This window comes from Stenotrophomonas sp. YJH_SMC_64 (genome assembly GCF_059371375.1).
On the sequence record NZ_JCAFUN010000005.1, the window covers coordinates 42,935 to 63,068 of the forward strand.

At 66.9% G+C, this 20,134-nt stretch carries 16 protein-coding genes; 10 read left to right on the plus strand and 6 right to left on the minus strand.

Features of this window, described 5'->3' with window-relative positions:
• Positions 1 to 191: 191 nt before the first annotated feature.
• Positions 192 to 887 (plus strand): TorF family putative porin, encoded by a 696-nt coding sequence (locus tag AC5P9L_RS06295; RefSeq protein ID WP_005412357.1) that lies wholly within the window; start codon positions 192 to 194, stop codon positions 885 to 887.
• Positions 888 to 1,019: 132 nt separating this feature from the next.
• Here the strand turns inward: AC5P9L_RS06295 and tdh are convergent, their stop codons facing one another.
• Entirely contained in the window at positions 1,020 to 2,042 is a 1,023-nt protein-coding gene (gene tdh / locus AC5P9L_RS06300; protein ID WP_010483949.1) for an L-threonine 3-dehydrogenase, read from the minus strand.
• A 478-nt stretch (positions 2,043 to 2,520) separates the two neighbouring features.
• Here tdh and AC5P9L_RS06305 point away from each other — a divergent pair, with 478 nt between their 5' ends.
• From AC5P9L_RS06305 to AC5P9L_RS06335, 7 genes are all read left to right on the plus strand, one after another.
• Positions 2,521 to 4,683, plus strand: coding sequence for a S46 family peptidase (locus tag AC5P9L_RS06305; protein WP_005412359.1), 2,163 nt, complete (start codon positions 2,521 to 2,523; stop codon positions 4,681 to 4,683).
• A 191-nt stretch (positions 4,684 to 4,874) separates the two neighbouring features.
• Entirely contained in the window at positions 4,875 to 5,519 is a 645-nt protein-coding gene (locus tag AC5P9L_RS06310) for a histidine phosphatase family protein (protein ID WP_049430321.1), read from the plus strand.
• A gap of 40 nt (positions 5,520 to 5,559) precedes the next feature.
• Complete coding sequence (folC, locus tag AC5P9L_RS06315) at positions 5,560 to 6,831, plus strand: bifunctional tetrahydrofolate synthase/dihydrofolate synthase (protein WP_049395206.1); 1,272 nt, start codon at positions 5,560 to 5,562, stop codon at positions 6,829 to 6,831.
• A gap of 81 nt (positions 6,832 to 6,912) precedes the next feature.
• Entirely contained in the window at positions 6,913 to 7,956 is a 1,044-nt protein-coding gene (locus AC5P9L_RS06320; protein WP_323162972.1) for an SPOR domain-containing protein, read from the plus strand.
• Between the two features lie 46 nt (positions 7,957 to 8,002).
• Positions 8,003 to 8,782, plus strand: a complete 780-nt coding sequence (locus AC5P9L_RS06325; protein WP_012479253.1) for a CvpA family protein — start codon at positions 8,003 to 8,005, stop codon at positions 8,780 to 8,782.
• Between the two features lie 30 nt (positions 8,783 to 8,812).
• Complete coding sequence (purF, locus tag AC5P9L_RS06330; RefSeq protein ID WP_005408246.1) at positions 8,813 to 10,279, plus strand: amidophosphoribosyltransferase; 1,467 nt, start codon at positions 8,813 to 8,815, stop codon at positions 10,277 to 10,279.
• Positions 10,280 to 10,288: 9 nt separating this feature from the next.
• On the plus strand, positions 10,289 to 11,113 hold the full coding sequence (locus tag AC5P9L_RS06335; protein WP_049460296.1) for a ferritin-like domain-containing protein: 825 nt from the start codon (positions 10,289 to 10,291) through the stop codon (positions 11,111 to 11,113).
• Between the two features lie 68 nt (positions 11,114 to 11,181).
• Here the strand turns inward: AC5P9L_RS06335 and AC5P9L_RS06340 are convergent, their stop codons facing one another.
• Complete coding sequence (locus AC5P9L_RS06340) at positions 11,182 to 12,639, minus strand: T6SS phospholipase effector Tle1-like catalytic domain-containing protein (RefSeq protein WP_049441499.1); 1,458 nt, start codon at positions 12,637 to 12,639, stop codon at positions 11,182 to 11,184.
• A 225-nt stretch (positions 12,640 to 12,864) separates the two neighbouring features.
• Between AC5P9L_RS06340 and AC5P9L_RS06345 the strand changes: the two genes are divergently transcribed.
• Positions 12,865 to 14,118, plus strand: a complete 1,254-nt coding sequence (locus AC5P9L_RS06345; protein WP_043033738.1) for a zinc-dependent metalloprotease — start codon at positions 12,865 to 12,867, stop codon at positions 14,116 to 14,118.
• 87 nt (positions 14,119 to 14,205) lie between these two features.
• Here the strand turns inward: AC5P9L_RS06345 and lpxH are convergent, their stop codons facing one another.
• From lpxH to AC5P9L_RS06365, 4 genes are all read right to left on the minus strand, one after another.
• Positions 14,206 to 14,952 (minus strand): UDP-2,3-diacylglucosamine diphosphatase, encoded by a 747-nt coding sequence (gene lpxH / locus AC5P9L_RS06350; protein WP_012479257.1) that lies wholly within the window; start codon positions 14,950 to 14,952, stop codon positions 14,206 to 14,208.
• Positions 14,953 to 15,045: 93 nt separating this feature from the next.
• On the minus strand, positions 15,046 to 15,585 hold the full coding sequence (locus tag AC5P9L_RS06355) for a phosphatase PAP2 family protein (RefSeq protein WP_005408251.1): 540 nt from the start codon (positions 15,583 to 15,585) through the stop codon (positions 15,046 to 15,048).
• Positions 15,566 to 16,711: a glycosyltransferase family 4 protein gene (locus tag AC5P9L_RS06360; protein ID WP_005408252.1), complete on the minus strand. Its 1,146-nt coding sequence runs from the start codon at positions 16,709 to 16,711 to the stop codon at positions 15,566 to 15,568. Before AC5P9L_RS06360 ends, AC5P9L_RS06355 begins: the two co-directional genes overlap by 20 nt.
• A gap of 142 nt (positions 16,712 to 16,853) precedes the next feature.
• A complete protein-coding gene (locus AC5P9L_RS06365; protein ID WP_099480209.1) occupies positions 16,854 to 19,778 on the minus strand; it encodes a TonB-dependent receptor plug domain-containing protein in 2,925 nt (974 codons plus the stop codon).
• Positions 19,779 to 19,921: 143 nt separating this feature from the next.
• On the opposite strand from AC5P9L_RS06365, the gene AC5P9L_RS06370 reads away from it, so the two are divergent.
• Entirely contained in the window at positions 19,922 to 20,095 is a 174-nt protein-coding gene (locus AC5P9L_RS06370; RefSeq protein WP_157803286.1) for a hypothetical protein, read from the plus strand.
• The last annotated feature ends 39 nt before the right edge of the window (positions 20,096 to 20,134 follow it).

The window sequence follows — 20,134 nt, forward strand, 5'->3', positions numbered from 1 at the left end:
GCACGGCTCTGAACGGGGAAACCGTTGATTCTACCGGGCTACGACGGTCTTCGACCGGGCCGGGCAGGGCACCGCCACGGGTGGCACATGTTGCATCGCAATAGCAAACGGGTTAAAAATTCGTGAACCGCGCCTGTCTGGCGCCGGTTGCCCGCTCCCCCTTCCCGCCCCCGCCACCCTCGGAGACGCCCATGAAGCACGCCCGTGCCTGCCTCGCCATTGCCGCTGCCCTGACCCTGGCCGCCCCGTTCGCCGCCAGCGCTCAGGAAAACGAATCGCCGTACAGCTGGAACGTCACCGCTGTTTCCGATTACCTGTTCCGTGGTGTGTCGCAGACCGACGAGGATCCGACCCTGCAGGCCGGTTTCACCTACACCAGCCCGGTTGGCCTGTACGCAGGCGTGTGGGGCTCGGGCGTGGATTTTGGTGCGGGTGACCCGAAGACCGAGGTCGACTACCTGATCGGCTACGGCGTGGACGTCACCGAGCGCGTCAACTTCGACGTGCTGCTGAACCGCTACACCTACCTGAAGTCCAGCCACCAGAACTACAACGAGCTGATCACCACCACCACGCTGGATGACACCTACAAGCTGACGGTGGCCTACACCAACGATGTCTGGAACAGCAGCACCGATGGCTGGTACTTCGGCCTGGGCGGCAGCTGGGGCCTGCCGAAGGACTTCACCCTGAATGCCAACGTCGGTCGCAGCACCTTCGAGGACGGCATCGCCAAGGACTACACCGACTGGAACGTCGGCGTCGCGCGCCAGTTCGGCCTGTTCAACGTCGGCCTGGGCTACTACGGCACCGACGGCAACGGCCGCGACAACTCCGGCAAGCTGGCCCACAGCCGGGTGATGCTGAGCGTCGCCGTCGGCAAGTAACGCCGCAGGCGTTACGGGTAGTGCCGGCCGCTGGCCGGCAACACCAAAGAAAAAGGCGCCCATCGGGCGCCTTTTTCAATTTCAAGGTGTGCCGAGCAGGCTCGGCACCCACCCATCGCGCACGGCGAAGGGTCAATTCCAGCTCAAAACAACCTTGCCGGCCTTGCCTTCTTCCATCAGGTCGAAGCCCTTCTGGAAGTCGTCGATCGGCAGCTGGTGGGTCATCACCTTGCCGAGCGGGAAGCCGGACAGCACCAGCTGGGTCATCTTGTACCAGGTCTCGTACATCTTGCGGCCGTAGATGCCCTGCACGGTCAGGCCCTTGAAGATGATCTTGTCCCAGTCGCAGCCGGCGCCCTTGGGCATGATGCCGAGCATGGCGATCTTGCCGCCGTGGTACATGCAGTCGAGCATGTCGTTGAACGCACGCGGGTTGCCGCTCATTTCCAGGCCCACGTCGAAGCCCTCCATGTGCAGTTCCTTCATCACGTCCTTCAGCGACTGGTTGGCCACGTTGACCACGCGGGTGGCGCCCATGTCGGCGGCCAGCTTCAGGCGGAAATCATTGACGTCGGTCACCACCACGTTGCGTGCACCGATGTGCTTGCAGATGCCGGCGGCGATGATGCCGATCGGGCCGGCACCGGTGATCAGCACGTCCTCGCCGATCACGTTGAATTCCAGCGCACAGTGCGCGGCGTTGCCGTAGGGGTCGAAGAACGCAGCCAGCTCCGACGGGATCTGGTCCGGGATCGGCCACAGGTTGCTGGCCGGCATCACCATGTATTCGGCGAAGGCGCCGTTGACGTTGACGCCGATGCCGACGGTGTTCGGGCACAGGTGCGGGCGGCCGCCACGGCAGTTGCGGCAGTGGCCGCAGACGATGTGGCCTTCGGCCGAGACGCGCTGGCCGATTTCATAGCCGGTCACGGCCGAGCCGAGTGCGGCGACGCGACCGACGAATTCGTGGCCGATGGTCAGGCCCGGCTTGATGGTGCGCTGGCTCCACTCGTCCCACAGGTAGATGTGCAGGTCGGTACCGCAGATCGCGGTCTTCTCCAGCTTGATCAGGACCTCGTTCGGGCCCGGGGTCGGCACCGGAACCTCTTCCAGCCAGATGCCCTTGGCCGCTTCGCGCTTGACCAGGGCCTTCATCGTTTGCTGCGCCATCGGGGTGGAACTCATCAGGGGGAAAGCGCGGATTATAGGGTGCCGCGCGGATTTCCCATGTTGCGCTGCGGGTGCATTGGCGGAACGAAAGGCGTGCGCCGGCGGGCGTTTCGAACGTGCCGCAAACAGCAGCGCCTCCCTGATTCCGGGGGAGGGGGCGTGGTCACCCTGGCCGGGACACGCAAAAGCCCATCCATGGTGCTCGATGGCGCCTTGCTCGTGCGCGCTGTCCTGCGCACACGGCAAGACCGGGGTTGGGCGTCCTGCCCAACCCGCCAGTCGCATGCGCCCGGCCCATGGCGCCATCGGTCCCGGCCAGGGTGACCACGCCCCCTCTGGACGATTCCATGTGCGCGGCCGACGTGCGCATGGCAGCGCAAGAAGTAGGCCCATGACTTCCGGGGTTCGGGCCGGGGCAGGGCGGCGGGCTACAATCGAGGGTTCCACTACCAGGGGCCGCTCCATGCGCTCGAACCTGCTTGCATTCTCCATCGTCGCCAGCCTCGGGCTGGCCCAGGTCGCCCATGCCGCTGAAGGCATGTGGGTGCCGCAGCAGCTGCCGGAAATCGCCGGCCCGCTGCAGAAGGCCGGCCTGAAGCTGTCCCCGGAACAGCTGTCCAACCTGACCGGCGACCCGATGGGCGCGGTCGTCGCCCTCGGCGGCTGCACCGCCAGCTTCGTCTCGCCGCAGGGCCTGGTGGTCACCAACCACCACTGCGCTTATGGCGCCATCCAGCTGAATTCGACCGCGCAGAAGAACCTGATCAAGGACGGCTTCAACGCGCCGACCCTGAAGGACGAACTGAGCGCCGGCCCGAACGCCCGCGTGTTCGTGCTCGACCAGATCACCGACGTCACCACCCAGGCCAAGGCCGCCATCGCTGCCGCCGGCAACGACCCGCTGGCCCGCAGCCGCGCGCTGGACGCCTTCGACAAGGCCCAGGTCGCCGCCTGTGAAGCCGATGCCGGCTTCCGCTGCCGCCTGTACAGCTTCTCCGGCGGCAACACCTACCGCCTGTTCCGCAACATGGAAATCAAGGACGTGCGCCTGGTCTACGCGCCCCCGGGCAGCGTCGGCAAGTTCGGCGGCGACGTCGACAACTGGATGTGGCCGCGCCACACCGGCGATTTCTCGTTCTACCGCGCCTACGTCGGCAAGGACGGCAAGCCGGCCGCCTTCGCCGCCGACAACGTGCCGTACCAGCCCAAGCACTTCCTGAAGTTCGCCGACCAGCCGCTGGGTGCCGACGACTTCGTGATGGTGGCCGGCTACCCGGGCCGCACCAACCGCTATGCACTGGCCGGTGAATTCAACGAAACCGCCAGCTTCACCTACCCGACCATCGCCAAGCACTACAACGCCGTGCTGAAGATGATCGCCGACGCCGGCAAGGCCGACGCCGACGTCAAGGTGAAGTACGCCGCCACCGCCGCCAGCATGAACAACGTGGCCAAGAACTACCTGGGCCAGCTGGAAGGCTTCAAGCGCATCGACGCCGCTGGCCAGAAGCAGGCTGAAGAAGCTGCCGTGCTGGCGTGGCTGAAGAAGCAGGGCGCTGCCGGCAAGCCGGCCCTGGCGGCACACGCGCAGCTGCTCAAGCATCTGGATACCAGCAAGTCGACCCGCGAACGCGACCTGTTCGTCGGTCAGTTCAACAACACCTCGGCCGTTGGCGCGGCGATCACCCTGTACCGCCTGTCGATCGAGCGCAGCAAGCCGGATGCCGAGCGCGAAGCCGGTTACCAGGAACGCGACCTGACCACCATCGAAGGTGGCCTGAAGCAGATGGACCGCCGCTACGTGGCGAAGATGGACCAGCAGCTGCAGGCCTACTGGCTGGACCAGTACGTGGCCCTGCCGGCCGCACAGCGCGACAACGAAGTGCTGAACAAGTGGCTGGCCGGCAGCGATGCCGCTGCGGTGAAGTCGCTGGTGGGCAAGCTGTCGGGCACAGAGCTGGGCAGCCTGGACGCACGCCTGAAATGGTTCAAGGCCGACCGCGCCGCGTTTGAGGCCAGCAACGATCCGGCCATCCAGTACGCCGTGGCCGTCATGCCGGCGCTGCTGAAGCAGGAAGAGCAGAAGAAGATCCGCGAAGGCGAATCGCTGACCGCGCGCCCGCTGTACCTGCAGGCCGTGGCCGACTACAAGAAGAGCCAGGGTGAGTTCGTCTACCCGGATGCCAACCTGTCGCTGCGCATCACCTTCGGCAACGTCATGGGCTATGGCAAGGACGGCGTGAAGTACACCCCGTTCACCACCCTGGAAGGCGTGGCGGCGAAGGAAACCGGTGAGGATCCGTTCGATTCGCCGAAGGCGCTGCTTGATGCAGTCAAGGCCAAGCGTTACGGCGGCCTGGAAGACAAGCGCATTGGTTCGGTTCCGGTGAACTTCCTGTCCAACCTGGACATCACCGGTGGCAACTCGGGTTCGCCGGTGCTGGACGCCAACGGCAAGCTGGTCGGCCTGGCCTTCGATGGCAACTGGGAATCGGTCAGCTCCAACTGGGTGTTCGACCCGGTGATGACCCGCATGATCGCCGTCGACAGCCGCTACATGCAGTGGATCATGCAGGAAGTGGCGCCGGCGCCGCAGCTGCTGAAGGAACTGAACCTGGCGAAGTGAGGTGGTGCCGGCCGCTGGCCGGCAACCTCGACCAGATAGCCGGAGTTTCCGAAACCCCGCGACTCACGTCGCGGGGTTTTTTCATGCCCGGCCCGGCCCGGTGCGCCGAACAGGTATCATCCCTGTTCCGCGTACTTCACAGGATGTGAACGAAACGCGGAAACCTCCTCCCCCCAGGACCCCTTGTTCGCATGCGCATCCTGCTTGCCCGTCACGGCGAAACGCCGTGGAACGCCGAAGGCCGCTACCAGGGCCAGATCGACATCCCGCTTTCGCCGATCGGTGAAGCCCAGGCCCAGGCACTGGGTGCCCGCCTGGCCTCGGTGGATATCACCCGTGCCGTCGCTTCGCCGCTGTCGCGCGCGCAGCGCACCGCGCAGCTGGCGCTCGGCGCCGCCCGTGCCGACATGCTGCTGACCGAGCCGGAGCTGCAGGAAATCGCTCACGGTGAGTGGGAAGGCCTGCTGGCCAGCGAAATCAACGAAAAGGATCCGTCGCGCCTGCAGGCCTGGCGCGAAGAACCCGATACCGTGCTGATGCCTGGCGGCGAATCGCTGCGCCTGGTACTGGAGCGCAGCTGGCGCGGCCTGGCCCGTGCCACCGAAGGCCTCGGCGAGCACGACACCCTGCTGGTGGTCGCCCATGACGCGGTCAACCGCGTGATCCTGTGCAAGGTGCTGGGCCTGCCGATCTCCCGCCTGTGGACCTTCCGCCAGGCACCCACCACGCTCAACCTGCTCGAAGGCCCCGACCTGGACAGTCTGGAAGTGGTGCGCCTGAACGACTGCGCCCACCACACGCCGTTCTTTGGTGAAGCCAAGCACCGCGCCCTCTGATCCATCCCCCGCATCAACTGCTTCTGCTGGAACCGCTGCCGTGACGAACACCCCGACCACCCTGGCCGACTGGCTGGACTACATTGAACGCCAGCACCCGGCGAGCATCGACATGGGCCTGGAGCGCGTGCGCGCCGTGGCCGCGGCGATGGGCCTGGGCGCGCCGGCCAAGCGCACCATCGTGGTCGGTGGCACCAACGGCAAGGGCTCAACCGTGGCTTTCATCGAAGCCATTGCACGCGCCGCCGGCTGGAAGGTCGGTGCCTACACCTCGCCGCACCTGCTGCGCTACAACGAGCGCGTGCGCATCGACGGCCAGGACGTGGACGATGCCGCGCTGGTCGCCGCGTTCAATGCCATCGAAGCCGTGCGTGGCGAGATCACGCTGACCTATTTCGAGTACGGCACGCTGGCCGCGCTGCAGCTGTTCGCCGACGCCGGGCTGGACCTGGCGGTACTGGAAGTGGGCCTGGGCGGCCGCCTCGATGCGGTCAACATCGTGGACGCCGACGTGGCGGTGATCACTACCGTGGACATCGACCATGCCGAGTGGCTGGGCGAGGATCGCGAGGCGATCGGGACCGAGAAGGCCGGCATCATCCGCGGCTGGAAGCCGGTGATCCTGGGCGAGACCGATCCGCCGTCGAGCGTGCTGCGCCGTGCCTACCTGGTTGGCGCCAATGCGATCCGTGGTGGCAGCGACTATTTCTACGAGCCGATCGATGCCCAGCGTTGGCGCTGGCGCGATGTCGGCCTGCGCATGGAACTGCCGACCCCGGCGCTGGCCGGCCCGATCCAGCTGGCCAATGCGGGTGCCGCCATCGCCGCGCTGCGCGCGCTGGACAAGCCGGTGCCGCGTGCGGCGTGGGCCGCCGGTGTCGCAGCGGCACGCATTTCCGGCCGGCTGCAGGCGTTCGAGCGCGATGGCGTGCAGATCCGCGTCGACGTCGGCCACAACCCGCAGGCGGCGGGCCAGCTGGCGCGTGCGCTGAAGGCCGAGGTCTCTGCCGGGCGCACCCTGGCGGTGTACGCCGCGCTGCAGGACAAGGACGCAGCGGGGGTGGTGCAGGCGCTGGAGGACGTAGTGGGCGAGTGGACCCTGGCCGGGCTGGAAGGCCCGCGCGGGCAGAGCGCCGCCCAGCTGCAGGCACGCCTGGCCGGCACCGCCGCCGCCACGGCGCTGCTGGCTGACAGCGTCGAACAGGCACTGGCGCAGGTGCTGGCCCAGGCCGAGCGCGGTGACCGCGTGCTGGTGTTCGGCTCCTTCCATACCGCTGCCGCCGCCCTGCAATGGCTGCAGGGCGATGCCTGATACGCGTTCAGCCAACGCCGACGCCGTCCGGTCCGGCACCCGTATAATCGATGCCAATCTCCGGACAGTTGCCTGCCTCACGTGGATACGCCTCTGAAACAGCGTCTGATTGGTGCCATCGTGCTGGTGGCACTGGCCGTGATTTTCCTGCCGATGCTGGTCAAGGGGCCGGCACCGGACAGCGGCGTGGCCAATGTGCCGATCGCCGCGCCGGATGCACCGGCCTATGGCCAGTTCGAAACCCGTGAGCTGCCCCTGGTCGCCCCGGCCGGTGGTGCCACCGGCCTGCAGACCGGGCAGGCCAAGCCGCTGCAGGACGCCGCCACGCCGGCCACTCCGCCGACCGTGGACACCTCGCCGACGGTCGCCGCCGGCAACTATGCGGTTACCTTCGGTGCCTACGGCAGCAAGGCCGACGCCGATGCGGTGATCGCCTACCTGAAGCGCTCGCAGCTGCCGGGCTTCGCCGAAACGGCGACCATCAACGGCCGCCAGGCATGGCGCGTGCGCGTGGGGCCGTACGCCGACCGAGCACAGGCCGAGGCCGCCCGCCTGCAGGCGGTGAAGATCCGTGCCGATGTGAAGGCCGAAGTGATCACCCTGGATGCCGCAGCGGACAGCAGCGCCCCGGTGGCAGCCACCCCGGCACCGGCTACGCCGAGCGCCAGTACCCCATCCGCCGCCACCGCGCCGTCGGCCAGCAGCAACCCGGTGCGCAGTGAAAGCCTGCCGCCGAGTACGCCGACTGCAACGACCACTCCGGCGGCCAAGCCCGAGCCGCCGAAGCCGGCGCCGAAGCCCGAAACCCCGAAGCCCGAGCCGAAGCCGGAGGCCACCGCCAGCAAGCCGGCAACGGCCCCGGCCACGCCGGCAGCGCCGGCCGCCAGCGGCGTCGGCTTTGCCGTGCAGCTGGGCGCGTTCGGCCAGGCCAACGATGCCAACGCCCTGCGCGACAAGGTCCGCGCCGCCGGCTTCAGCGCTTTTGTCGAGCAGGTGCGCACCGAAAAGGGCACCCTGCATCGCGTCCGCGTCGGGCCGGTGGCCAACCGTGGCGATGCCGAGCAGCTGAAGGCGCAGGTTGCCGCCAAGGTCGGCGTGGCCGGCATGGTCCGACCGCACCCATGACCCACGCGCAGCCTCGTTGCCAGCGCCGCCGAAGGAGCGGGGCGCCATGATCGACGTGGTGCTGCTGATCGTGATCGCCGCCTCCACCCTGCTGGGGATGCTGCGCGGCTTCGTGGGAATCGTCATCGGCACCCTGTCGTGGCTGCTGGCCGCGTGGGCGGCCTTCGCCTTCGGCAATGACGCCGCACATTGGTGGGCCGCCCCGGCGGCCCCCGGTGGCGAACACTTCGTCGGTGGCTACCTGGGGGTCGGCATCGGCGTGATGATCGTGGTTGCGGTGATCGGCATGGTCATCAAGGCCCTGGTCCACCGCAGCATGCTGACCAGCCTGGACCGCCTGCTGGGCGGGGTGCTGGGCGCCGTGCGGGGCGGCCTGATCGCCGCGATCCTGCTGCTGCTGGGCAGTTTCACCCCGCTGACTGCCGAGCCTTCCTGGCAGCGCTCGGCGGTGCGGCCACTGCTGAACCCCACCGTTGCCTGGATGAACAGCAAGCTGCCGCACTGGGAGGTTCCCGGGGCCGATCTGCTGCCCAAGGCCTTGCCGACCGACGCGCTGTCCCCATCTGCATTGATGGAGTTGGGCAAGAACGCAGGCGCCGGGTTGGGAAAGCCGGGCGCGGCAGGCGATAATGGCATCCTCAACCAGGTAGTGGCAGGCAGCGGATGGCTGCGGCCTGCGAAAGCGGAACAGGGCGATTCCTACGATCCGGCCGAAGTGCGTCCGGACGCCCCAGCACTGCCGGACAGTATCGAGCCGGGCGATCCGGCCAATGTCGACCGCAGGCGCGGCGACCACCGCGGCCAGGTACGGCCACCTTCCTTGTAACTGGGCACAGCCCAGCGGAGACCTCGCACCATGTGTGGCATCGTCGGAATCGTCGGCAACCAGAACGTCGCCGGGCAGTTGTATGACGGCTTGACCGTCCTCCAGCACCGTGGCCAGGACGCGGCGGGCATCGCCACCGCCAACGGCAGCCGCCTGCGCGTGCAGAAGGCCACTGGCCTGGTCCGCGATGTGTTCGATGCCCGCACCATGTCCACCCTGGAAGGCAGCGTCGGCATCGCCCACGTGCGTTACCCGACTGCCGGTTCGGAAGGCATGGACGAGGCGCAGCCGTTCTACGTCAATTCGCCGTACGGCATCGCGCTGGCCCACAACGGCAACCTGATCAATACCGAGGCGCTGCGCCAGCAGGTGTTCGAACAGGACCGCCGCAACGTCAACACCGATTCGGACAGCGAAGTGCTGCTGAACGTGTTCGCCTACGAACTGGAGCAGCAGCGCCAGCTGAGCCCGGAAGCCGCGATCCGCGCGGTGGCTGGCGTGCACCGCCGCTGCAAGGGTGGCTATGCAGTGGTCAGCGTGGTGCTGGGCCTGGGCCTGGTCGCCTTCCGCGACCCGCATGGCATCCGTCCGCTGGTGCTGGGCAAGCGCAGCCATGCCGAGGGCGACGAGTACATCGTGGCGTCCGAGTCGGCCGCGCTGGACGTGCTGGGCTTCCAGCGCGTGCGCGATGTGCAGCCGGGCGAAGCGCTGGTGATCACCGCGCGTGGCGAGCTGTTCTCGGAGATCTGCGCCGAGCCGGCCGAGCACACCCCGTGCATCTTCGAATACGTGTATTTCGCACGCCCGGATTCGATGATCGACAACGTGTCGGTGCACAAGGCGCGCATGCGCATGGGCATCAAGCTGGGCGAGAAGATCCTGCGCCTGCGCCCGGACCACGACATCGACACCATCATCCCGATCCCGGATACCTCGCGCGACGCTGCGCTTGAGATCTCCAACGTGCTCGGCGTGAAGTACCGCGAAGGCTTCATCAAGAACCGCTACATCGGCCGCACCTTCATCATGCCGGGGCAGGGCGAACGCGTGAAGTCGGTGCGTCGCAAGCTCAACCCGATCCACCTTGAGTTCCGCAACCGCGTGGTGCTGCTGGTGGACGATTCGATCGTGCGTGGTACCACCAGCCAGCAGATCGTGCAGATGGCCCGTGACGCGGGCGCGCGCAAGGTCTATCTGGCCAGCGCCGCGCCGCCGGTGCGCTACCCGAACATCTACGGCATCGACATGCCGGCGGCCGAGGAACTGGTCGCGCACAACCGCACCGTGGAAGAGATCGAAGCCCACCTGGGCTGCGACTGGCTGATCTACCAGGACCTGGAAGACATGGAAGCGGCAGTGAGCGAGGGCAATCCGGCGCTGCGCAACTTCGATTCGTCCTGCTTCAACGGCCACTACCCGACCGGCATTGAACCGGGCTACTTCGAGCGCATCCAGCAGCTGCGGTCGGACGACGCCAAGCACAAGCGCCGCGCCTGAGGACCAGGCGTGGTTGACGTGCCCGACGTTGCTGGCGACCTGCTGCGCGCAGCGCAGCAGTGCCTGGCCGAAGCCGACCCGCTGCGCAAGGTTGCGCTGACCCAGGCCTACGCCGCTGCGTTCCGTGCCGGCCGCCTGAAGGTGGCTGCCGACGCGCCACCGCCAAAGCCGATCCGCATGCCGGGCCGGCCGGCGCAGCTGGTGCTGGTGCATCCGCGCGAAGTGCCGCGGCGCGGACTGGGCGGTGTGGAAGGACGGGCTGCCTTCATCCACGCCATCGCGCATATCGAACTCAACGCGATCGACCTGGCCTGGGACGCGGTGTACCGCTTCCGCGGCCTGCCGCCGGCGTTCCATGCCGACTGGGTCAGCTGTGCCGACGACGAATCGCGGCACTTCATGCTGCTGCGGGAGCGCCTGCAGGCGCATGGCCACGACTACGCCGACTTCCCCGCGCACAACGGCCTGTGGGAAATGTGCGAAAAGACCGCGCACGATGGCCTGGCACGCATGGCGCTGGTGCCGCGCGTGCTGGAAGCGCGCGGCCTGGACGTGACGCCCGGCATGATCGAGAAACTGCGCAATGTCGGCGATGGCCAGACCGCAGATGTGCTGGAGGTGATCCTGCGCGAGGAAGTGGCACATGTGGCTGCCGGTTCGCGCTGGTACCGCTGGTACTGCGACCGCGCCGGCGTCGAACCGCGTGCACGTTTCAAGGAACTGCTGGTGGAGTACGCCGGCGGCTACCTGCACGGACCGTTCAACATGGAAGCGCGCCTGCTGGCCGGTTTCGATGCGGATGAGCTCGCCAACCTGGTCGAACAGGCCGGTTGAAGAAAAGGGGACGGAGGGGATCAAGTCGTTTGTGGCACAAACGACTTGATCCCCTCCGTCCCCTTTTTTCAGGCGTTTGGCAACACCACGCGCTTGCCATCCACTGTGGGCCGGTTGATGTAGAACAGGCCGGGACCCGGCCGGTACGGCAGTTCGCTGACGCCGGCATCGGCGGCGTAGGTCAGTGCGGTGTCGCCCAGTGCATCGAAGTTCCAGTGCGCCGACTGCATCAGGTAGCGCCGCCGCAGCAGCGCCTCCTGTGTCTGCGTCAGCGGCTGCCCGGCCACCAGGCGCCGTGCGATCGGCTGCAGGGCGGACGGCAGCTCCCAGCCAGGAACCTCGGCGGCATTGGCGGTCCATTGCACGCCGGCGTCGATGGCCTGCTGCTGCATCACCTGCAGTGCGATCAGCTGGTAACGCCAGTCGATGCGCCGACGCAGCACCACCGCGGCGGTCACATACAGCACCGGTGACAACAGCACGCTGCGGCTGCCGGCGCGACGCTGCTGCTGCCACTGGTGCCAGACATCCACCCAGACCTCCTTCTCACCCACGCCCAGCTGCTGGCGCCAGCGTTCGGCATCGGCCTGCGTTTCGGCGTAGGCCGTGGTGGCCTGCAGCAATGCCAGTGGAGGGAGCTGGTAGTCGGCAACCCCTGGGCGGCGCAGCTGTTGCCGGCGCGGGCGGCTGAGCAGCTTGGGACCTTCTTCCAGCTGGTTGTAGCCACCGCCGATATTCGCGTGTACGCCGGGTAGGGCGATCTCGGCAAACGGCGGTGCCACGCTGGTCAACGGATAGTGCTGGCGATGTTCATCGCGTGCAGTGAGCTGCACGACGCGACCGGCGATGCCGCCGTGCAGGGCCAGCTGCGGCCGCTCATCGGCGCGGCCGCCATTGACTGCGACAACGGTGTCGAACAGCCCGGTGAAGCGCAGCACCGGCGTGGCCGGGGCGAAGTTCGCAGTGCAGGACAGGCCGGCGGCCTGCAGCAGCTGGCGCCAGCGCACGCCGTCCCAGCCCTGCAGTTGGTTGGCGATGTCACGTGCGGCAGCAGCACCGCGTGAATAACCGAACAGGTCCAGCTGCACGCCATGCAGCGGTCGCTGCCAGCGTGCGGATAGTCCCGACAGTGCGGCCGGCAGCAGCACCTGCAGCGCGCGCTGCACTTTCGCGCGAACGCCACTGGCACCGATGCCGAAGGCCAGCCCGATCAGATCGTCGTCGGCATCATCGCGGGTACCCACGCCTTCGACATAGATCGACAGCGAGGGAGCGGCCATCGCATCACGGCGGCTGTCCGGATACAGCTGCTGCAGGCGCGCGATGTTGGTCAGGCCGTTGTCGTAGCTGCTGGTCAGCCGGCTCTGGTAGGTCGAATCATCGTCCGCGCGCAGCTGCGCCGGTCGAGGCTGCGGAACCTGCGGACGGCCGCGCGCCAGGTTGTGTGCGTTGTTGCGGGTGCCGTCGAAGAACAGGCCGATCCGCAGCAAGCCGACATCTTCGTCCGTGTCCTTCGCTGGTGCCATGTGCATTCCCCGTCGTGGCCGCGTCACGGTAGCGCGAAAGCGGTGTATTGGCGAAGTGTAGTGACGCTTTTGACCTTACTTAACGCAGATGCGGTCGATCACAGTTCCTGATTTTCATTCCCATCTTCTATTGAATTCACACGACCCGCGCAGGCCATATGGCCAAACCCGGCAAACCCGGGCGTGCTGCATCAACGCTGTTCACATCATTCAAGGAGCGACGCAATGTTGTCCAGATCGATTGGCAAAGCGGCAGGTGGCCTGGTGTTGGGTTTGTCGGTGGCGGCAGCCGCGCATGCGGCACCGTTGTTCGAACCGGTGACGGTCATCAGCCGGGCATCGGCCAACAGCGAGCCTGCACTCGGCAAGCTGCTGGCCACCCCGTCCACGGCGACGGTGCAGGAAGTGCGTGTCGACGCGGCGGCTACGGCGCAGCCGCAGCTGGAATTCGAGCTGCTCGGCAAACGGGTGCAGGCGGTGCGCAGCAAGGTCGAGGCGCTGCCGGATGGTGGCAGCATCTGGTACGGCCAGTTCCGTTCGCCGTCCGACCGGTTGACCGCCGCCACCTCCAGCGGCCAGGATGATCCGGGCAATTCGTTGATCCTGGTACGTTCGGGCGACACCATCACCGGTTCGATCCGCAAGGACGGCAAGCTTTATCGCCTGCGTCCACTGGGTAACCGCCACGTGCTGGTCGAGGTCGACGAATCGAGGATGCCAGCCGATCATCCGGCTGACTACAACCAGCTGCCGAAGATCCCGATGGCCGACAACGACCACATCGGCATCGCGCAGGCCTCTTCGGGAACGCCGGCGACCATCCGCGTGCTGGTGGTGGCGACCAATGCGGCGGTCACTGCCTATGGCGGCAACATGCAGTCGCTGGTGCAGCTGGCGGTGGCCGAGTCCAACCAGGGTTACGTCAACAGCAACGTCGGCCTGACGCTGCAACTGGCCGGTTACGAGACCACCAACTACAGCGAGTCCGGTAACTTCACCACCGACCTGTCACGTTTCCGTGGTACCAGCGACGGCTACATGGACAGCATCCACACCAGCCGCAACACCACCGCGGCCGACGTCGGCGTGCTGCTCATCAACAACAGTGCCTACTGCGGCCTGGCCTCGGGCATCGGCTCGACCGCGTCGACCGCTTTCGCGGCGGTGTACTGGGATTGCGCGACCGGCTACTACTCCTTCGCACACGAGATCGGCCACCTGCAGAGCGCGCGGCATGATATCGCGACCGACTCGAGCACCTCGCCGTACGCCTATGGCCATGGCTATCGCTATGAACCGTCCACCGGCACCGGCTGGCGCACGATCATGGCCTACAACTGCACCCGCAGCTGCCCGCGCCTGAACTACTGGTCGAACCCGAACATCAGCTACAACGGCATCCCGATGGGCAATGCCAGTACCGCCGACAACCAGCGCGTGCTGGTCAATACCAAGGCCACCATCGCGGCCTTCCGCTGAGGCCAGGCGCCGACCAGGGGCGGCGTCTACCCGGGCACGTGCACCTGCCCGGGTAGATGCCAACCTTGGTTGGCACCCTCGGACCCATCATTCGCGCGCGAGCGTATCCAGCGACCAGCCGCCGGCATCCACGCGCAGCACCGAACCCTGCTCGTACCAGTCGCCCAGCACGATGCGGGTGCAGGCACGGCCACCGGCCTGCAGCGAATGGATCGCCGGGCGGTGGGTGTGGCCATGGATCATGGTGTCCACGCCATGGCGCGCGAACGTGGCATCGACTTCGGACGGCGCCACGTCGGTGACGGTCTCGAACTGCGCGCGATCACCCTGTTTCATTTCCGACTGGCGGGCCTGGCTGGCTTCGCGCGCCTTCTGCGCGAACGCGATACGCGCTGCCAGCGGCTGTGACAGGAACTGTGCCTGGAACGCCGGGTCACGCGTCTGTGCACGGAACTGCTGGTAGGGAATGTCATCGGTGCACAGCAGGTCACCGTGCTGCAGCAGCACCGGGCGACCGTAGAGGTCGATCATGCACGGGTCGGGCAGGATGCGCAGGCCGGCACGGCGCGCGTAGTCCTCGCCAAGCAGGAAGTCACGGTTGCCGCGGATGAAGTACACCGGCACGCCGCTGTCGGACAGCACCTTCAGTGCATCGGCCACTGCGTCGGCGGCGGGCGAGGGCGTGTCGTCACCGATCCAGGCTTCGAACAGGTCGCCGAGGATGTACAGCGCATCGGCGCCGGGCGCCTGCTCGCGCAGGAAGCGCAGGAACAGGTCGGTGATCTCCGGACGGCTGGGGTCCAGGTGCAGGTCGGAAATGAACAACGTGGTCATGCAGGCATTCTAGGGCATCAACGATGACGGTAGCGCCGCCGGCATCGTGGGGATCAGATCCCTCTCCGAAGGAAAACGGATCTGACCCCGGGGCTACACCGGCAACGGCAACCAGGCCAGGCTGGCCGAGGCCAGCCCGATGGCGATGCCGGTGGCGGCCAGCACATCGGACGGGTAGTGCAGGCCGAGTACCACCCGCGACAGCGCCACGCCCGCGGTGAACGGCACCAGCAGTGGCGCCAGCCACGGGTAATAGGCCAGCGCCACGATGGTGAACGACACCGCGTGCAGGGTATGCCCGGAAGGGAAGCTGAACTCGTCCAGCGGTGCCACCCAGGCACGGATGCGCAGGTCGGCGGCATACGGGCGCGGGCGCCGGGTCCAGCGCTTGAGGCCCTTGTACAGCAACAGCGCGGCCAGGCCGGTGGCGGCCATGTGCACCGATGCGCGCAGGCCGTCGAAGCCATCAAGCAGCACCAGGGCGCCCATCAGCACATACCAGAACACGCCATCACCGAGCCGGCTGATGACCGCGAACAGGCGGCGCACACGGCGGCGGCGGCAGTAGTGGTTGGCCCGCCGGCACAGGCGTGCTTCGCGGTCGGCCAGCAGTTCAAGCCGCGTTGTGCGCATGGCCGGTCCTCCGCGACTGGGCCAGTTCGGCCAGCAGGGCGTCGAATTCCGCCACCACCTGCTGCGGATGCAGGCGCTTCATGGCGCGTGCGGCGTTGCTGCCCAGCACGTGGCGCTGCGCGTCATCCGCGGCCAGTTGCACGGCCGCGTCGATGAACTGCTCGTCGTTGTCCACTGCGGCGCCATTCTCGCCATTGCGCAGGTACTCGCGCGCAGCGCCGTAGTCGAAGGCCACCGTTGCCACGCCGCTGGCCATGCTTTCAAGGGTCACGTTGCCGAAGGTCTCGCTGCGGCTGGGGAACAGGAACAGATCGCCGCTGGCGAAATGACGTGCAAGCGCATCGCCACGCTGGACGCCGCAGAAGATGAAGTCGGGATTTTCATGCGCCAGCTTTTCGCGGGCCGGGCCATCGCCCACCCACACGAAGCGGGCCTTCGGACGGATCTGCTGCAACCGACGGAAGGCCTTCACCGCCAGCCCGAGGTTCTTCTCCGCGGCGATGCGGCCAACGTAGATCGCCACCAGGCCGTTGCCGTCCACGCCCCACTCTTCGCGCAGGGCAGGGTCACGACGGTTCGGATCGAACTGCTGGCTGTCGACCGCGCGCGCCAGCAGGCGCACGCGTTCGAAGCCCTGTTCGCCGAGGAACTGCTGCAGTTCGCGGGTGGGTACCAGGGTTGCATCGGCCTGGTTGTGGAAGCGGCGCATCCAGCGCATCGCGGCGGCCTGCAGCCAGGCCACGCCGTAGTCGGGCAGGTACTCGTCGAAGCGGGTGTGGAAGCCACTGGCCACCGGGATGCCGAGGCGCCGTGCGGTGCGCACCGCCGACCAGCCCAGTGGGCCTTCGGTGGCGACATAGACGGCATCCGGGCGTTGCTGCTGCCAATGGCGACCGAGCCGGATCGGTGCCGGCATGCCGAAGCGCAGGCCGGGGTAGCGCGGCAGGGCGGCGCCGGGAACCAACAGGGTGCCCGGTGCGGAGTCCAGCGCTTCGTTGGCCTGGCGGGGCCGGATCAGGTCGATCTCATGGCCGGAATTGCGCAGTCCCTGCTCCAGCCCCTGCACGGTGAGGGCAACGCCGTTCACTTCCGGCGGATAGGTCTCGGTGACGATGGCATAGCGCATGGCGGGCCTCCGGGTTTCCGGCATGCTCGGGCCTGGCGATGTAGCCGATGTGACCGCTTTGCGACCGGCAGATGACGCGGCCGGAAGCGTACGCCACCACGGCCCCGAAGGGCCGTGGTGGGCACCGTGCGTGGTGCGTGGATCAGAAGCGCTGCTGGTATTTCATGTAGATGAAACGGCCGATGTCGAAGCCACCGTAGTAGGAGAAGTTGGCACTCGGCTGGCTGTACATGGCCGGGCCCTGGCGGCCGAACACGTTGTTGGCGCCGATCGAAACGGTGGCGTCCCACGGCAGGCTGTAGCGCGCCTGCACGTCATGGAAGGTGACCGATCCACGACGGTTGTAGTCGCGCGTACCGCTGAACCACGGCGCGCGCTGGTCGGGGTGGGAACACTCGTTCGGATAATCCTCCGCACCCAGGCAGCGTTCCTTGACGGCGGAGAAGTAACGCAGGCCCCAGGTCAGGCCGAGATTGCCATGCTCCCAGCCCAGCGACGCGTTGGAGCGCACGCGGAAGCCGATGCCGCCGTTGGTGGCAATGCCATTGCTGGGGATGGCCGGTACGCCGGCTTCGTTGGTGGTCTTCTCTTCGGCGTTGACCACATAGGTGGACTTCCAGTCGGCGCTCAACCTGCCCCAGCGGGTTTCGACCTTGTGGCCGATCTCCAGGTCGTAGCCTTCTGCCTGGCGGAAGCCGCTGTTGCGGTTGCCGAAGTTGAGTTTGTTGACGATGCCCAGCTCCGGGTCGCGGGTAAAGCTGCTGCAGCGCTCGGCAATACCCAGCTCGTAGCAGTCGCGGAGGATGTCGTTGGGATGGTCGGAAACGATGGTGTTGTCGATGCGGATCTTCCACCAGTCCAGTGCGATGTGAAGCCCCTCGGCGAACGTCGGGCTCCAGACCAGGCCCAGAGTGCGGCTGGTCGAAGTTTCCGGCTGCAGGTCGGGATTGGAGCCGTTGGTGAAGGGCAGGGGCGTCTGCCCACTGCTGCCGGTGATGGGTTCATTGCCCTGGCCGAGCTGGCGGTAGGTGTCGGCGTTGGCGATGTCGGCAGCACAGCGCGCGCGGACCTCGGCACTGCTCGCGGCTGCGCCATGGACCGTATCGCAGGGATCGCGGAAGCCGGTGGTGAACGTCTCCGAGCCGCCGCCGTACAGGTTGGCGATGGTCGGCGCACGGAAGCCCTGTGCCCAGGTGCCGCGGACCAGCAGCTGATCGATCGGCTTCCAGGTGAAGCCAAACTTGCTGTTGAGGGTTCCGCCGAAGGTGGAGTAGTCCGAGTACCGCGTCGCCGCGCTGAGGGTCAGCTCCCGGGCACCGGCGAGGTCGCGCAGCACCGGCACGCTCAGTTCCAGGTAGGCCTCGTCGACGCGGTAGCCGCCACCGGTGGGGCCTGCCGCGAGGTTGGTGGTGGCACCGGTCTGCGCAAGTGCATCAGGGATGAAGCGGCCGTCCTCGCGGCGGCTCTCGGCCCCAACGGCGAAGCCCAGCTCACCGGCGGGCAGGCTGGCAAGGCTGCCGCTGAGGTTGGCGAACAGGTTGCGGGTGGTGGTGCGGCCGCGGGTGAGTTCTTCCGGGAACAGCCAATCCTGGAGCTCCGTGTTGCCGGTCAGGCCATAGGGATCGTCCTGGCCATACGGAACCAGCGGGTTCCAGGGTTTGCAGCCTGCGATCGGCGCATCCGGCGTTCCGCATTCGACCTTGCCGGTTGCCGGGTTGTAGAACGAAGGACCGGTGGCATCGGCCACGCGCTGCTTGTGCAGGTTGCCGGTGGTGCGTTGGGTCAGCTCACTGCGGTTGTACTGGTAACCCGCTTCCCAGTCGAAGTCGCGACCGCCGAATTGGAAGTTGCCCTCGAATGCCGCGACGGCCTGCCAGGTGGTCAGATCGCTGGTGCTGACGCGAGGAATCTCCCAGGTACGACGGTTCCAGTGCACATCGCTGGGCGTGTCGTAGCCGTGATGGTTGCCGAACGGATTGAACCAGCTGTCGGCCGACATCGGGGTGATTTCGGCTGGGCCGGACTGGAAGGGGTAGCCGGCCACCTGGCGCGTGGTGGTGCGCCGGTTGTAGGCCAGCTGGGTGTTGAAACGGACCTGGTCGTTCAGCTCCACGCGCGCATCGACGAAGATCGAATCGCGCTTGATCGGCGTCTGCAGATGCATCTGCTCGTTGCTGTTGCTGACATCGCCGGTGAACGGTGTGTTGTCGCTGAGGTGGAAGCTGTCCGGCCCGCCCGGCTGGCTGCCACGGTCGAGCGAATAGCTGCAGCCCCGGCTGTTGCTGCAGCCGGGGCCCTTGAAGCCGGTGATGCGACCCCACTGGCCGACCGTGGTCCAGCCGTCATCCGCGTGGCCGTCGGTATAGGTATAGGCACTGAAGCCGCGATCCCTGGCCCAGACGCCCTTTTCTTCGACATGCTCGGCAGCAACGCTGATGGAAGCACGGTCATTGGACCAGCCGGCAACCACGTCGTACTGGGTACGGGCACCGTCGCCTTCACTGTATTGGCCGTGATAGACGTTGGCGGTTACACCCTGAACGTTGCGCCGGGTGATGATGTTCACCACGCCGGCCATCGCGTCGGACCCGTAGATGGCCGAGGCACCGTCCTTGAGCACTTCCATGCGTTCCACCGCAGCGGCAGGAATGCTGGAGATGTCCTGAAAACCCGAAGTGGTCATGCCCAGCCGCTTGCCGTTGACCAGCACCAGGGTGCGCTGGGCACCGAGGCCACGCATGTTCACGTAGCTGCCGCCGGCGGCTTCGCCGGCGCTCAACGGGCTGGCGCGGCTCAATGCCGGGCTGCCGGTCGCGGTCAGGTTCTGCAGGATGTCGGCAACGGAGTTGAAGCCCTGTCGCTCGATGTCGGCGCGGCTGACGGTCAGCACCGGCTGTGCGGTTTCCAGGTCGACCTGGCGGATGCGTGAGCCGGTGATTTCGATGCGGTCCAGCGTGGTGGCTTCCGGTGCCTGCTGCGCGAGCGCTGGAACGGCCAGGGTTGTGGTCGCCGTGATTGCAAGCGCACGACGGATCGCCAGCCCCAGTGCGGGAATACGGATGGTCATGGGTGTCTCTCTCTCAGTCTTCGAAGTCTTCGGTGCGCAGCCAAGCGGGCCGCGCCAACGCCACCGCAGGCGGTGGTTGTTCGAACCTAGTGAAGGAGGAGAGGGAGAGGTATGGGGAAAGGACGAAATCGCCATGGAGCGGCATGACGCTTCCGCACAAACCGGAAGTGAATCAATCGATTGATCTGATCGACGGCGGAGCGATGGACGATGCACCCTCGCCCCGACTCTGGACCGAAAGCGTCATGGCATTTGTTGGCAGCGACAGCCTGCGCGGAAACAGAAAAGACCACGGCTCCGAAGGGCCCTGGTCGTAGAGCTTCAACAGTTTGTCGAACACGCGCGGAACAGGCCTT